The sequence below is a fragment of the Phenylobacterium sp. FG114 genome (assembly GCF_057809855.1).
Genome location: NZ_JBMDKU010000001.1, coordinates 44,589 through 59,185, shown reverse-complemented (window position 1 = coordinate 59,185; position 14,597 = coordinate 44,589). Strand labels below are relative to the sequence as shown.

Annotated in this window: 12 protein-coding genes and 1 pseudogene; 7 read left to right on the top strand and 6 right to left on the bottom strand. The window is 70.2% G+C overall.

The genetic code is table 11. From position 1 onward, the window contains the following. Window positions 1-45: 45 nt before the first annotated feature. Window positions 46-1,632, bottom strand: coding sequence for a M56 family metallopeptidase (locus ACODSY_RS00295; RefSeq protein ID WP_488949622.1), 1,587 nt, complete (start codon window positions 1,630-1,632; stop codon window positions 46-48). Continuing rightward, complete coding sequence (locus ACODSY_RS00290) at window positions 1,625-1,990, bottom strand: BlaI/MecI/CopY family transcriptional regulator (RefSeq protein ID WP_488950143.1); 366 nt, start codon at window positions 1,988-1,990, stop codon at window positions 1,625-1,627. The genes ACODSY_RS00295 and ACODSY_RS00290 overlap by 8 nt, the downstream gene beginning before the upstream one ends. 119 nt (window positions 1,991-2,109) lie before the next feature. Here ACODSY_RS00290 and ACODSY_RS00285 point away from each other — a divergent pair, with 119 nt between their 5' ends. Beyond that, complete coding sequence (locus tag ACODSY_RS00285) at window positions 2,110-4,290, top strand: TonB-dependent receptor domain-containing protein (RefSeq protein ID WP_488949621.1); 2,181 nt, start codon at window positions 2,110-2,112, stop codon at window positions 4,288-4,290. On the opposite strand, the gene ACODSY_RS00280 is transcribed toward ACODSY_RS00285, so the two are convergent. Next, complete coding sequence (locus tag ACODSY_RS00280; protein ID WP_488949620.1) at window positions 4,287-5,285, bottom strand: NADPH:quinone oxidoreductase family protein; 999 nt, start codon at window positions 5,283-5,285, stop codon at window positions 4,287-4,289. The two genes, ACODSY_RS00285 and ACODSY_RS00280, sit on opposite strands and share 4 nt — an antisense overlap. 142 nt (window positions 5,286-5,427) lie before the next feature. Between ACODSY_RS00280 and rlmN the strand changes: the two genes are divergently transcribed. From rlmN to ACODSY_RS00265, 3 genes are read left to right on the top strand one after another with little or no spacing between them, the layout of a single operon-like run. Beyond that, window positions 5,428-6,591 (top strand): dual-specificity RNA methyltransferase RlmN, encoded by a 1,164-nt coding sequence (gene rlmN, locus ACODSY_RS00275; RefSeq protein ID WP_488949619.1) that lies wholly within the window; start codon window positions 5,428-5,430, stop codon window positions 6,589-6,591. 47 nt (window positions 6,592-6,638) lie between these two features. Beyond that, on the top strand, window positions 6,639-7,058 hold the full coding sequence (locus ACODSY_RS00270; RefSeq protein ID WP_488949618.1) for a DUF350 domain-containing protein: 420 nt from the start codon (window positions 6,639-6,641) through the stop codon (window positions 7,056-7,058). Window positions 7,059-7,060: 2 nt separating this feature from the next. Beyond that, entirely contained in the window at window positions 7,061-7,891 is an 831-nt protein-coding gene (locus tag ACODSY_RS00265; RefSeq protein WP_488949617.1) for a S1 family peptidase, read from the top strand. 56 nt (window positions 7,892-7,947) lie between these two features. Here the strand turns inward: ACODSY_RS00265 and ACODSY_RS00260 are convergent, their stop codons facing one another. Next, complete coding sequence (locus tag ACODSY_RS00260; RefSeq protein ID WP_488949616.1) at window positions 7,948-9,639, bottom strand: AmpG family muropeptide MFS transporter; 1,692 nt, start codon at window positions 9,637-9,639, stop codon at window positions 7,948-7,950. Window positions 9,640-9,678: 39 nt separating this feature from the next. After that, entirely contained in the window at window positions 9,679-11,220 is a 1,542-nt protein-coding gene (locus tag ACODSY_RS00255) for a response regulator (RefSeq protein WP_488949615.1), read from the bottom strand. A gap of 164 nt (window positions 11,221-11,384) precedes the next feature. Here ACODSY_RS00255 and ACODSY_RS00250 point away from each other — a divergent pair, with 164 nt between their 5' ends. The 3 genes from ACODSY_RS00250 (at window position 11,385) to ACODSY_RS00240 (ending at window position 13,100) form a co-directional block, all read left to right on the top strand. Beyond that, a complete protein-coding gene (locus tag ACODSY_RS00250) occupies window positions 11,385-12,137 on the top strand; it encodes a response regulator transcription factor (RefSeq protein WP_488949614.1) in 753 nt (250 codons plus the stop codon). 69 nt (window positions 12,138-12,206) lie between these two features. Next, on the top strand, window positions 12,207-12,569 hold the full coding sequence (locus tag ACODSY_RS00245; RefSeq protein ID WP_488949613.1) for a hypothetical protein: 363 nt from the start codon (window positions 12,207-12,209) through the stop codon (window positions 12,567-12,569). 69 nt (window positions 12,570-12,638) lie between these two features. After that, window positions 12,639-13,100, top strand: a complete 462-nt coding sequence (locus ACODSY_RS00240) for a hypothetical protein (RefSeq protein WP_488949612.1) — start codon at window positions 12,639-12,641, stop codon at window positions 13,098-13,100. Here the strand turns inward: ACODSY_RS00240 and ACODSY_RS00235 are convergent. Beyond that, window positions 13,043-14,585, bottom strand: a pseudogene (locus ACODSY_RS00235) (YifB family Mg chelatase-like AAA ATPase). The gene ACODSY_RS00240 and the pseudogene ACODSY_RS00235 sit on opposite strands and share 58 nt — an antisense overlap. Window positions 14,586-14,597: the final 12 nt, after the last annotated feature.

Genomic DNA, 14,597 nt, shown 5'->3' with positions numbered 1-14,597 from the left:
GAGTGTGCGGCTCGGGCGGCAACCGCGATCAGCGGCCTATCGGCCTCAACGGTCACGGTACGCCCTCCAGGCGTCGCGGCTGGAGCGTTCGACGTCGGACGCGATTCGCCGGAGGCCGTCGTCGGCCCGCTCCTCGGGCGTCTCGGCTCGAAGGGTCGGGGTAATCGTGACCCGGCGGCCATCGGGCAGGTCGACCTCGCGCGTCTCGCCCGAGCGCATCTCGACGGTGACCGACTCGGCCGGATCGAACCGGCTGCCTGGACTGGCGGTCACCCAGAGGCGCTCACCCCTCTGGGTCACGCTGACGAATAGGCGCTCGCGTCCGAAGGACAGGAAGCTGCCGGTCCGGAAGCGGCGCTGCGAGCCATAGGAAGTCAGGTCAACGGTCAGGGGTCGGCCCTCGGCGTCAGTGGTGGCGCCGACCACGCGGACGGCCGAGCCGGGTTCCACGGACGAGCGATTGGCGGCCGTGAAGATGCGGCGCGGGGGCCGCGAGACGGGTTCTGGACGAGCTTCGGAGCCGCGTTCGTCGGCCCATCGCGGCCGGTCCCGTTCGGGAAGCGTCGGCGCGGCCTGGGCGTCGAAGAGGGCCTCGGACCGCGCCGAGCTCGGGTCGGCGGGCGGAGAAGGCGCAACGGGCGGCTCCGGTCGGGCGCGGCGGCTCGACATCGGCGGCAACGGCGCTTGCCCGATCGCCCCGATCCGGCTGAGGACCGGGGCCGGCGCGAAGTCCGCGGCGGCGGGCCGTTCGACCACCTGCACCCGCGTCGGCTTCACCGCCCAGGCCGAGCCCACCACGGCCAACGTCAGGGTGGTCAGCAGCGCGATGCCAAGCGCCTGGGTTCCCGGATGGGGCGCCGCCCGCGATAGGAGCTGGATGCGTTCGGCCAGCGGATGCGCCCGCGCCGGTGGCCAGTAGCAGCCGAGCGGCAGCGGGCGGGCGGCTAGCTGGGTCTTCAGCATCGCCTCGGCGTACGCGCGGCGCACTTTGGGATAGCTGGCGATCACCTGGGCGTCGCAGGCCAGTTCCTGGTCGATCCGCAGGAAGCGGGCCAGCACGTGCAGCATCGGATTGAACCAGTTCACGCAGCGAGCGGCCGCCACCAGGGCGTTGATGCGCGTGTCGTGCCTGGCGATGTGGGTCTCCTCGTGGGCCAGCACCACGAACTGCTCGCGCGGCGAATAGCGGCGGCCGAAGTCCGAGGGCGTGATTACGCGGGGCTGGAGCACGCCAACGGCGGCGGGGCCGGCGAGCCCGGCCTCGGCGTCGCGGCCGAACTGGACCTGCCGCCAGCCGAGCCAGGCCAGGCTGCCGAGGGTCCCGGCGATCCAGAGGCCCACGGCCAGCAGCCAGGGATCGATCGCGCCGGCCACGGGACTTCCGAGCGCCATGGCCGGCGCCGCTGGAGACGCCGCCTCCGCGGCCGGCCTCGAGGCGGCCCGCACGGTCACCGTCACCACGCGGGCGGGCAACAGCATGCCCAGGGCGGCGAGCGGGACCAGCAGCCAGAGGCCGTAGGCGATCCGCGGGCCGAACAGCTTCCGCGCTGGGGCGCGCAGGATCATCACCAGGACGACGGCCGCCGCCGCCGCCAGGTTGGCCCCGGCGAGGACGAGCAGGGCGTCACTCATCCTCGAGGTCCGAGATCAGCTTCTTGAGGTGCTGGATGTCCTTCGGCGTCAGGGCGCGGTGCTCGGCGAAATGGGCGACCAGGGGCGCGACCTCGCCGTCGAACAGGCGGTCGACCAGGTTCTGGCTCTCGGACTGGACGTAGTCGGTCCGGCTGAGCAGCGGCCGGTACAGATAGCCCGCCTCCTCGCGGCGGCCTTCGATGGCCTTCTTGCGCAACAGGCGGGTGATCAGGGTCTTCACGGTGCCGGGCGCCCACCCGTGGGCCTCGCCGACCTCGGCGACGATGCCGTCCGGCGTCAGCGGCCCCTTCCGCCAGAGCGCCTCCATGATCTGGCTCTCGGCGCCCGAGATCTTCACGGCCAAGCCAATTCCTCCTTACCGAAAATACACGTGTATTTTGGACGAAAGTACAGCTGTATCTTCGCCGACCCTGGCCGCGGTGGCCAGTGACTTCGCGTTCATGTTCGGAGGGGTTCGTGCATCACAAGCTGATCTGGCTGGCGGCGGCCGCGTGGATTCCGGTCCCGGCGATGGCCCAGGCTCCGGCCCCAGCTCCAAAGCCGCCCGGCGGGGCGGTCAGCGAGGTGGTGGTCACCGGCCAGGCGCCGGCGGTGCAGGCCTCCATCGACCGCCGCAGCTACAGCGTCACGGGTGACCTGCAGGCGCAGAGCGGCTCGATCGGCGATGCGCTGCGCAACCTGCCCTCGGTGGACGTGGACGTGCAGGGCAACGTCAGCCTGCGCGGCGACCCGAACGTCACCATCCTGATCGACGGCAAGCCGTCGGGCCTGTTCCGCGGCGAGGGCAAGGGCCAGGCGCTGCAGGCGTTGCCGGCCGAGCGCATCGAGCGGGTGGAGGTGATCACCAACCCCTCGGCGGAGTTCAGCGCCGACGGGACCGGCGGGGTCATCAACCTGATCACCAAGAAGGCGAAGGGCGCGGGCCAGACGGCGTCGGTGCGCCTCACCGGGGGCACGAGCGAGCGGCTCTATGCCAACGCCAGCACCGGGTACAACAGCGCAAACCTGAGCGTCTCGGCCGACGCCTTCTTTCGCCATGACCCGCAAAAGCAGGTGGTCGACGAGGACCGCGTCCGGCTCGATCCGACGACCGGCCAGCTGGCCGACACCCGCATCGACAGCGTGAGCCACGGCCGGTTCGACCTGATCGGCGGACGGGCGAGCGCGGACTACGACCTGGACGCCGATACGCGCCTCAGCGGCGAGGTGCGGCTCCAGCGGTTCCGCCTGGACATCGACAGCCTGGGCGCGACCCGGCGCCAGGATGGTCAGGGGGCGCTGGTCCAGGCCTTCGATCGCGAGGTCCATGTGGGCCAGGAGCGGTTCAACCGCGAACTCACCACCACCCTGCGCCGGAAGCTGCCCGGCGAGGAGGGCCACGAGGTGACCCTAAGCCTGAGCTACGAGGCCAGCGACCACGATCGCGACCGGGCCGGGCTGACTGTCAATCGCCTCCCAGCCAGCCCGGACGCCTTCGACCGCCAGCTCACCTTCGCCGACTACCAGCAGGCGGAGGCGAAGGGCGACTATGTGCGACCCTTCCCGGATGGATCGAAGCTGAAGGCCGGGTTCGCGCTGCAGCTCGACGACAACAGCACTGACAACCGCGGCTTCCGCGGCCCCGGCGCGGAGGCGACCATCGTCGATCCGACGCTGACCAACCTGTTCAAGTTCGAGCAGCGGCTGAGCCAGGCCTATCTCACCTATGAGAAGCCGCTCGGCGAGGTGACGGTGCTGGCGGGCCTGCGCCTGGAGGATGCGCGGATCGACCTGACCCAGGCGACGCTGGGCCTGAAGAGCGACAACGACGATTCACGCCTCTATCCGAGCTTGCACCTGTCGTGGAAGGTCTCGGACACCCAGACGTTGACCGCCAGCTACAGCCAGCGGGTCCAGCGCCCGGACCCGGACGCCTACAATGCCTTCCGCTTCCTGATCGACCCTTACACCTACCGGTCAGGCAACCCGGACCTGAAGCCGCAGCAGACGCAGTCGTTCGAGCTGGGCTGGCAGTACCGCAAGGCGCCGATGAACCTGCTGGCCACCCTGTATTATCGCGAGAACGACAAGGTGGTGTCGGACGTCACCCGCGACCTGGGCGGCGGGGTGCTGCTGCTCACGCGGGACAACGTCTCGCAGACCCGGACGGGCGGGCTGGAGCTGGTGGCCAGCGGCCGGCTGGACAAGACGCTGAGCTACAACGTCAGCGGCAACGCCTACTGGAACGAGCTGGACGCCGGGATCTCAGGGCTCGGCACGCGCTCGACCGTGACCGTCTCGGGCCGGGCCAGCGTGAGCTGGCAGGTGACGCCGGACGACCTGTTGCAGGTAAGCGGCTTCGCCAATGCCCGGCGGCTGACGGCCCAGGGCTACATCAAGCCGACGGGCATGCTGAACATCGGCTATCGGCACAAGTTCAACGACCGGCTCTCGGGCCAGGTCACGGTACAGGACGCCCTGAACACCTTCGCCTACGAGCAGGTCGTGGACACGCCGGCCTTGCGGACGCGCCTGCGCCAGGCCGTCGACACGCGCGGGGTGATGGTGGGCTTCGTCTGGACCCTGGGCGGCGGTGGCAAGAGCCGCGACCCAGGGTTCGAGTTCCAGAACGGCGGAGGCGCCGGCCCGACGCCTTAGACCGTGACCACCACCTTGCCCATGGCCTTGCGGCTGGCGAGGTGGGTGATGGCCTTGGCGGCCTCGGCGAGCGGGAAGGTCTCGGAGACGTGCGGCTTGATCTTGCCGTCGGCGTACATCTGCATCAGCTCGGCCACGCTCTCCTGATGCTTCTTGGGGTTGCGGCCCACCCACGAGCCCCAGAAGACGCCGACGATCTCGCAGCCCTTCAGCAGGGCCAGGTTCAGGGGAATCCTGGGAATTTCGCCCGCAGCGAAGCCCACCACCAGGTACTTGCCCTCCCAGGCGATCGACCGCAGGGCGGGCTCGGCGTAGGCGTCGCCGATGGCGTCGTAGATCACGTCGGCGCCGTTCGGGCCCGTGGCGTCCTTGAAGATCTGGCCGAGCGCCTTCTGGCCGTCCTTGTCGAACGGGCCCTTGGGATAGACGACGCCCGAGGTCGCGCCGCGGCTGAGGCAGAGGTCGACCTTTTCCTGGCTCGAGGCGGCGGCGATGACGTTGGCGCCCATGGCCTTGCCCAGTTCGACGGCCGCGAGGCCGACGCCGCCGGCGGCGCCCAGCACCAGCAGCGACTGGCCGGGCTGCAGGTTCGCGCGGTCCTTCAGCGCGTGCCAGCTGGTGCCGTAGGTCATGATGAAGGCGGCGGCGTCCTCGAAGGGCATGGAGTCGGGAATCTTCACGAGCCGGCCCGCCTCCAGCGCCAGCTCCTCGGCCATGCCGCCCCAGCCGGTGTTGCCCAGCACCCGGTCGCCCGGCTTTACGTTGGTCACCCCTTCGCCCACCGACTTCACGACGCCGCTGATCTCGCCGCCGGGCGAGAAGGGACGCTCGGGCTTGAACTGGTACTTGTCCTCGATGATCAGCACGTCGGGGAAGTTGACGCCGATGGCCTTCACCTCGACCACCGCCTGGCCGGGTTTGGCGACGGGAGAGGCGACGTCCTCCAGCACCAAGGTTTCCGGGCCGCCTACGGCCTTGCTCAGCAGCGCTTTCATCGACGTCTCTCCCGATCACTCTGGCGAATTGCCCGCGACCCTAGCCGGTTCGAACAGGCGTTTGAAGCCTGCGTCAACGCAGCGATTTGGTGAGAGATCGCGTGTCACCTATATTCGCGCCTCTCCAGAAGGACCGAATTCCTTGGGCGTGACCCTCGATATCAGCCGCGCGCCGGCGAAACCTGTGGCGGCGACGAACCTCACAGGCCTGAGCCGGGCCGAACTCGCCGCCGCGCTCGTCGACGCGGGCGTCGTGCCGAAGGAAAAGGCCAAGATGCGCGCCAGCCAGCTCTGGCGCTGGATGCACCACTACGGTGTCACCGACTTCGCCCAGATGACCGACGTGGCCAAGGAAACCCGGGCGGCGCTGGCCGGCGCCTTCTCGCTGGCCCGCCCCGAGATCGTCGAGCGCCAGGTCTCCAAGGACGGGACCCGCAAGTACCTGATCCGCATGGGCCCCGGGATCGAGGTCGAGACCGTCTACATCCCCGACGTCGGGCGGGCCGGCGCGCTGTGCGTGAGCTCGCAGGTGGGCTGCACGCTGAACTGCACCTTCTGCCACACCGGCACCCAGGCCCTCGTGCGCAACCTGACCGCCGCCGAGATCGTGGCCCAGGTGCAGGTGGCCCGCGACGACCTGGAGGAGTGGCCCTCGCCGAAGGAGGACCGCAAACTCACCAACATCGTATTCATGGGCATGGGCGAGCCGCTCTACAATCTCGACAACGTGGCCCAGGCCATCGACATCATCTCGGACAACGAGGGCATCGCCATCTCGCGACGCCGGATCACCGTGTCGACCTCGGGCGTCGTGCCACAGCTCCACGCCCTGGGCGAGAAGACCCGCTCGGGCCTCGCGATCTCGCTGCACGCCACCAACGACGAGCTGCGCGAGAAGCTGGTCCCGCTCAACAAGAAGTATCCGCTGGCCGAGCTGATGGCGGGCATCCGGGCCTATCCCGGCCTGTCCAACGCCAATCGCGTCACCTTCGAATATGTGATGCTGAAGGGCGTCAACGACAGCCCGGCAGAGGCGAAGGCGCTGGTGCAGCTGCTGAAGGGAATCCCGGCCAAGATCAATCTGATCCCGTTCAACCCGTGGCCGGGCACGGAGTACGAGTGCTCGTCGTGGTCGACGATCGAGCAGTTCGCGGCGATCCTGAACCGGGGCGGCTACGCCTCGCCGATCCGCACGCCGCGGGGCCGCGACATTCTCGCCGCCTGCGGCCAGCTCAAGAGCGAGAGCGAGAAGCAACGCGCGTCGGCGCGCCGCAGGGCCGAGCAGGCGGCGGAGGCTTCGGAATAGAAGCGCGACCGTGGTAACGGTGCTCCCGCAAGTTCGGGGACGCGTACATGCCGACACCATCGCCTGAGATCCAGGCCTTCGCCGCCGGGTTCCCGGTGTTCCTGATGCACGCCGGCGTGACGGTGATCATCCTGTTCGCGGCGGCGGCGCTCTACGTGCTGCTGACGCCGCACAAGGAGATCACCCTGATCCGCGAGGGCAACACGGCAGCCGCCGTCTCGCTGGGTGGGGTGCTGCTGGGTCTGGCCATCCCGCTGTCGGCCTCGCTCCGCGCTTCGACGAACATCATCGAGATCGGACTCTGGGGCGCGGTGACCGTGGTGGTCCAGCTGTTGATCTTCCGGCTGGTGGACATGCTGCTGCACGGCCTGCCCCGGCGAATCCAGGACGGCGAGATGTCGGCCGCGGCGCTTCTGGTCGGCGCCAAGATCGCGACCGCCCTCATCATCGCGGCGGCCCGCTCCTAGACATGAAGTTCCCCAGGCTGCCGGATTGGGTGGTCTACGCCGCGATCGTGGTGGTGCTGTTGTTCGCCGCCCTGGGCCGCGACGAGCGCACCGATGCGCCGCCGCCGCCACCCAAGGGAGCCGATCCCCTGGGCGAGGCGCTGGGGCCGGCCTCGCCCTTCGACCCATCGGTGGTGGTGGACGTGCCGGACAAGGCGAGCCCGGCGGCGGGGACGGCCTTCTCCATCGCGCGCGCCGGGGTCTGGCTGACCGCGCGCCATGTGGTCGATGGCTGCCAGCGCGTGGCGATCGTGGTGGGGCCTGGATCGGGGGTGGCCGTGAACGTGCGCGTTGACCCCCGTGGCGAGGCGGCGCTGCTGTTCACCGAGGGGGGATCCGCGCCGTTGCCGCTGGGTCTTACGGAGCCTCTGCGGCGGGGGCAGCGGGCGTTCCATCCCGGCTTCCCGCAGGGCGAGCCCGGCGAGGCCAGTTCGCGGCTGCTGGGCCGGGAAAACCTGGTGGTCCGCGGCCACGGCGCGCGTACCGAGCCGGTGCTGGTCTGGGCCGAAACCGGCCGCACCGAGGGGCTTGAGGGCACGCTGGGCGGCCTGTCGGGCGCCCCGGCCCTGGACGCGCGGGGCCGGGTGCTGGGCGTGACCATCGCCGAGAGCCCGCGCCGCGGACGGATCTACACCACGGCCCCCGAGATCGTGCGCGCGACCCTGGCCGCCAACAACCGTCGCGCCGACGCCACGGCGGCGGGCGAGCAGATCACGCCGGACAACTATTTCTACGTCGCCGACGACCTGCGCCGCGAACTGCAGGTGGCCCAGGTGGTCTGCCTGGATCGCTAGCGTCCTCAGGCGAAGCGGGCGCCGGTTCGCCGCCCGGAGGACGCGCAACAGATCGATCAGTCCTCGGCCGGTTCGGGCGACCGGCGCGCCACCATGAAGGCCAGGATCACGGCGGCGACGCCGATCAGCGCCGAATAGAGGAAGAACACCAGGTAGCCCGCGCCGAGCGCAGGCGGCGTGACGTGTGACTTCTCCATGGCGCCGGCATAGGCCTCGGGCGGCAGGCGGACGAACAGGGCCTTGAGCCCGCTCAGCGCCCCGCCGGCGTCGGCCGAGGCCGCCGAGCTCTCGACGATCCGGCCGGACTGCGAGGCGATCAGCTTGCCGGGCAGGGCGTAGAGCGAGGAGAAGAGGGCGTACTGGGTCGCCGTAAAGCCGGCCGAGGTCAGGCTGGACATGTAGGCGATCAGGCAGGTGCCGGCGATGCCGCCGGCGATGTTGTCGATGCCGATGGCCACGAACAGGGCCCAGAGCTGTGGCCCCTGGGTCGCCAGCCAGGCGAAGGCGAGGTTGCTCAGGGGTCCCGCGAACGCGCCGACGACCAGCGCGCGCATCATCCCCAGGCGGGCCACCGAGAAGCCGCCCAGGCCGACGCCGATGACCGTCATCACCACGCCGAACACCTTCCGCGCCTCGGCGATCTCGATCTTGGTGAAGCCGAGGTCGGCGTAAAACGGGTTCATGATGTTCAGCACGAAGTCCGACAGCCGGTAGAGACAGATCAGCGCCAGGATCAGCGCGGCCACGCCGCGATAGCGCCGCAGGAAATCGGCCAGCGGCTCACCCAGGGCCGCGAACAGATAGACTCCGGGCCGGGTCTTCACGCCTGGGACCGGGCAGACAGCAAGGACGATGACGACCAGGCCCGCGACCACGGCGGCGAGCTGGAAATACACCCCCTGTGGCTTCATTTCCCACGCGGAACTTAGGCTCGCGGCGGCGTCGGGAAGGCCCAGGCCTGTGAGACCGGTGGCCATCAGCGAGGCGTCCGCCGCCAGTCCGGTGCCCAACAGCAGTGCGCCAAGTGCGAACACCGCGAGCCGGGCGATCCACTCCGGCAGTTCGAGCAGCGGCCGGCTTGGCACGCCCTCGGCGTGGATCGGGCGGATCTCATGGGCCTTCTCGCGCGGCGCGAAGAGGACGCCGGCCACGCCCAGCAGCATCAGGCCGGCCATCACCGCGTAGGAGGCGCTCCAGCCGTAAGCCTCGGCCAGCAGCAGCGGCGCGGCGCCTGCGGTGATCATCGCCCCGCGATAGCCCCACTGGTAGGCGGCGGCCATGGCCCCCTGCTTCTCGACCTCGGCCGCCTCGATCCGCCAGGCGTCGATGACGATGTCCTGGGTGGCCGAGATGAAGGCGACGAAGGCGGCGAAGGCGGCCATCAACGCGAGGTTCTGCGCGGGGTCTACGCCCGAGATCAGCCAGAGCCCCAGCATCAGCAGGACCTGCAGCACAATCATCCAGCTGCGCCGGTGGCCGAGCAGCTTCGTGAGCCCCGGCACGGTGGTGCGGTCGATCAGCGGCGCCCAGAGGAACTTGAGCGAATAGCTGAGTGTGGCGAGCGCGAAGATCGAGATGACCTTCAGCGACAGCCCGGCCTCGCGCAGCCACAGCGACAGCGTGTCGAAGATCAGCAGGTTGGGGAGGCCGGAAGCGAAGCCCAGCGCCAGCATCACGAGCGCGCGGCGCTCGAAGAAGACCGCGATGGCCGAAAGCGCGCTTCGCTTCGGTTCCGCTTCGGCGCTCATGAAGTCTCCGGGAGATCAGCGCTCCCGGGGAGCGCGCGATCAGCCGACCTTGGCGCGCGCCGCGGGCTTCGTAAAGTTGGGCCGGGCCCAGCGCGTGAGCGCGGCCCGCAGCGCGTCGGGCGACAGCGGCTTGACCAGGAAGTCGTCCATGCCGGCGGCGAGGCAGGCGTGGCGGTCGTCCTCGAAGGCGTTGGCGGTCAGGGCCACGATCGGGGTCTTCACGCCGCTGGTTCGCAGCTGGCGCGCGGTTTCCTCGCCCGACAGGCCCGGCATGCGCATGTCCATCAGGATGAGGTCGAAGACCTCGGCCTGGGTCGCGGTCAGGGCGTCGGCGCCGCTGACGGCATGTTCGACCTCGCAGCCTTCGCGGCCCAGCAGGGCCTTGGCGAGCAGGGCGTTGATGGGGTTGTCCTCGACCAGCAGCACGCGGGCGCCTGGCGCGGCAGCCGTGGCCACGCGCTCGTCGACCTGGGCCGGCTGGCTCGGATCGGCGGCGGCGCCGGCCGCGATCAGCACGCGCTCGGCCAGCGAGGCGCGGCGCAGCGGCTTGATCAGGTAGCCCGCGAAGCCGGCGCGCCGATAGCGGGCGATCCGCTCACGCTCGTCGGGGGCCACCAGCACGATGGCGGGGCGTTGCAGCGGCGGGCGGAGCGCGCCATTCGGGCTGGCCAGGCTGGCGTCGACCAGGATCACGTCGCCGGGCCGGGTCCGGGCGATGGCCTCGGGCAGGGCGGCCGTGGCGACCACCTCGCCGCCGCAGGCCTCGATCTGCAACTGGGCGGCTTCGCGGACCACGGGGTTGGGCGAGGCCACGCCGACGGTGCGGCCCTGCAGCGCCAGGGCGGGGATCGCGGCGGGCAGAACCGGGAAGGCGGCCTCGAACCAGAAGCAGGCGCCGCCGCCGGGGGCGGTGTCGACGCCGACCTCGCCGCCCATGGCGCGCGCCAGCCGCCGCGCGATGGCGAGGCCAAGACCCGCGCCGCCGAGGTCGGCGTGCGCCTGGTCGGCCTGCGCGAAGTCCTCGAAGATGCGTTCACGATCCTGCTGCGACACGCCGGGGCCGGTGTCCTCGACGCGGAAACGCAGCCGGCCTGGCTGCGGCGCGGTCGCAACGATCAGGACGCCGCCCGTTTCGGTGAATTTGACGGCGTTGCCCGCGAAATTGAGCAGGATCTGGCGCAGGCGGCCTTCGTCGGCGCTCACCGTCGCCGGCGTGGCAGGCGCGGCCCAGCTGATCTCGATGTTCTTTTCGCGCGCTCGCGGCGACAGCAGCTCGGCCACACCGCGCAGCAGGTCCTCGACCGACATCGGCGCCGGATGCAGCTCCACGCGGCCTGCCCCCAGCTTGGCGTAGTCGAGCACGTCGTTGACCAGGGCCAGCAGGTGCTGGCCGCTGTCGTGAAGCGCGGTGACATAGGCGCGTTGCTCGGCGGTGAGCTTGGTGCCTTCCAACAGACGCGCCATGCCGAGCACGCCATTCAGCGGCGTGCGGAATTCATGGCTCAGCGACGCGAGCTGTTCCGCGCTGATCTGCGCGCGGTTCGGGCGGCGCTCGGACAGGGGGCGAGACGGTCTGCGCATGGGTGGCGACGCTTACCGGCAACGGCTTAACGGTCAGTCAAGCGCGCCGCCGGACTTGCTACAAAACAACGCGAAACAGCGTTTTCTACGCGGTTAAGTAGACGTAACCCCAAAGCCGTCGTTTACTGTGGCACAAGGTCGTTAGTGCGCTTCGGGGGGGCGTCATGAACCCTGTAGAGCTTTTGACTCAACGCGAGCGCGAGTGCCTGCGACTCGTGGATCAGCATTTGAGTTCGAAGCAGATCGCCCGCGAACTGGGCATGTCCAAGACTTCGGTGGACACCTACTGCGACCGGGCCCGTCGCAAGCTGGGCGTGGACGACCGCTTCCAGGCGGCGAAGCTCCTGCGCGACGTGGAGATCAAGCCTGTCCTGATCGTATCAGGACAAGACGCGATCAGGACAGACAGTGACGCGCCCAACTGGCCCGATGAGCGGGCAACAGATGAGGCGTCCGATGGGCCAGCAACCGAACTTCGAGAACCGAGCCGTGATTGGGAGGGCGATCCGCCTTCGCCGGGAGATCGACGACTTCGAAGCGCGCTGGCCGGCCCTGGCGAAGAGGGAGGAACTCCTTCCCGGCTTCTCCTGGACGCAGCTCGAGCGGCAGCTCGTCGATCTTTCGGCGACGCCGACGCAGGCGGACATGGCGCGGCACTTGGTTTCGGCTACGCGGAAACTGGCGCCCTTCAAGCCGCCCGAGATGGTGCTTCGGGAAATCCTCTGCCTGACCTGGGTTCTCTTGGACGAGAACTTCAAGGGCGAGCCCGAGGCTGGAGCCGCAGAAACGAACTGAGCCCCGCGCTCAGACTCGGCGCGATCGTCGGCATCGCCATCGTCACGGTCCTCGCTTTCGGCGGGATGTTGGCGGGGCTGCATTACCTGAACGATCTGGCGGCAAGTTTACTAAAGGCCTGAACGGCCAAGAAACCCTGTTACGCGAAACTTAACGCGCGGCGAGGTCCCCGCCGCGCATGGAGAGAACTCATGCTCAAAGAACGCCGCATGGCCGCCGAGCAAGTCGCCGGCGCCCTGTTCGAAGCCGAAACCGCGATCGACGCGGCCCTGCAGAAGACTGCCATGCTCGCCGGCGCCATGCCGGCGCTGCGCAAGGCCGCCGGCGCCTCGGCCCTGATCGGCCAGGACGCCGTCGAGCGCGCCAGCCAGGCCATCATGGCCCTGGCCGAGGCCCGCCGCGCGATCGTCGAGACCCACAAGGAGCTCAGCGTCGTGCAAGGCCAGATCGGCCTGGGCGCCGTGAAGATGGCGGGCGAGGGCGGTGAGAAGCCAGCGCCGGAAGGCGTGGAAACTACCCGCGTCCGCATGCGGAACCTGCGCATCGCATCCTAAGCACCGAGGTTCCAACTCTCAGTTGCGTCTGCCAAAGTGCGGCCCTCGGCGATTCCGGGGGCCGTTTCTTTGGCGTCATACCAGCTTCCGCCGTTCGTCTGGCCGACGGCCCTCATGGCCGTCTGCGCCATCGCCGCATGGCGGGGCCGCGACATGGAACGGCTGGCTGCGGGAGCCTACCTCGCCGCCTGGGCGCTCACGCTGGTCGTCTTCCAGGCCAGGAACGCCGAAACCCAGTGGGCGGTGTTCATCATCGACCTTCTCCTTTTCGGGATGTTCGTGCTGATCGCCCTGCGGGCCGACCGGCACTGGCCGCTGTTTTCGGCGGCCTTCCAGTTGCTCGCCGTGGTGACCCACGTGGCGAGGGCGCTCGACGCCGCTGTCACGGGGTGGGCCTATCAGACGGCGGGAATCATCTGGGGGTATCTGGCGATCGCCGCCATCGGCTACGGCGCCTGGACCGCCCCGCGGCGCTACGCCGAAATCGAGGCCGACGAGCCCAACGAGGTCCCGGGCGCCACGCGCCGGTAGATCAGCGCCTCGGCGACATGGACCCGGCGCACGGCGCCTGACCCCTCCAGATCGGCAATGGTGCGGGCCAGCCGCAGGGTGCGCGTCCAGCCGCGGGCAGAGAGGCCACCCTGCTCCGCCGCCCGCGAGAGCAGGGCGCGGGCCGGCGGGTCGAGGTCGGCGATCGCTTCCAGGAAGTCGCCCTCCGCCTGGGCGTTGAGGGGCGCGCCATCTGCCCCCGCCGCGCGCTCGGCCTGCAGCGCGCGGGCGGCCAGGACCCGCGCCGAGGCCTCGGCCGTGCCTTCGGCCGGCGCGGGCAGCGCCATATCGGCGGCAGTGACCGGCGGAACCTCGATCTGCAGGTCGATGCGATCCATCAGTGGGCCTGAGATACGCGCCTGGTAATCGGTCTGGCAGCGCGGGGCCCGGCCGCAGGCGCCGCGACCCGCGCCGCCATGGCCACAGCGGCAGGGGTTCATCGCCGCCACCAGCTGGAAGCGGGCGGGATAGCGGATGTGGGCGTTGGCGCGGGCGACCACGACCTCTCCCGTCTCCAGCGGCTGGCGCAGGCTGTCCAGGGCCTGGGCGCCGAACTCGGGCAGTTCGTCGAGGAAGAGGACGCCGTTGTGCGCCAGGCTGACCTCGCCGGGCTTGGCCTTCAGTCCGCCGCCGGTCAGCGCCGCCATACTGGCGGAGTGGTGGGGGCTGCGGAACGGCCGCGCCCGGCTGAGCTGGCCCTTGGCGATCAGGCCGGCCACCGAGTGCACCATGGACGTCTCAAGCAGCTCGGCCGGCGTCAACGGCGGCAGCAGGCCGGGCAGGCGCGCGGCCATCATCGACTTGCCCGAGCCCGGCGGGCCGACGAAGCACAGGTTGTGGCCGCCGGCCGCCGCGATCTCCAGCGCGCGCTTGGCGTTCTCCTGGCCCTTCACGTCGCGCAGGTCGGGCACGCGCTCGCCGTCCAGCATGTCGCCGGCCTTGGGCTGCGACAGGATCTGCGTGCCGCGGAAAGTGGTTCACCAGCGCGATCAGCGACGGCGCCGCCAGCACGCGGGTGTCGCCGGCCCACGCGGCCTCGGGTCCGCACGCCTCGGGACAGATGAGGCCCAGCCCCAGCCCGCCTGCCGCCACGGCCGCGGGCAGGGCGCCGGCCACCGGCGTGATGCGCCCGTCCAACGCCAGCTCGCCCACCGCCGCCCAGTCTTCCAGCGCGTCGGGCGGAATGATCCCCATGGCGGCCATGATCGCCAGCGCGATGGGCAGGTCGTAGTGGCTGCCCTCCTTCGGGAGGTCGGCGGGCGCTAGGTTGGCGATGATCCGGCGCGCCGGCAGCGCCAGGCCCATGCCCTGGAACGCGGCCCGCACCCGCTCGCGGCTTTCCGAGACCGCCTTGTCGCCCATGCCGACGAGGAAGAACTTCTGCTCGCCGCCGGTGAACTGGACCTGGACGTCGACCCGTACGGCCTCCACCCCCCGGAAGGCCAGGGTCACCACGCGCGCCGACATCCCCGCAACCCC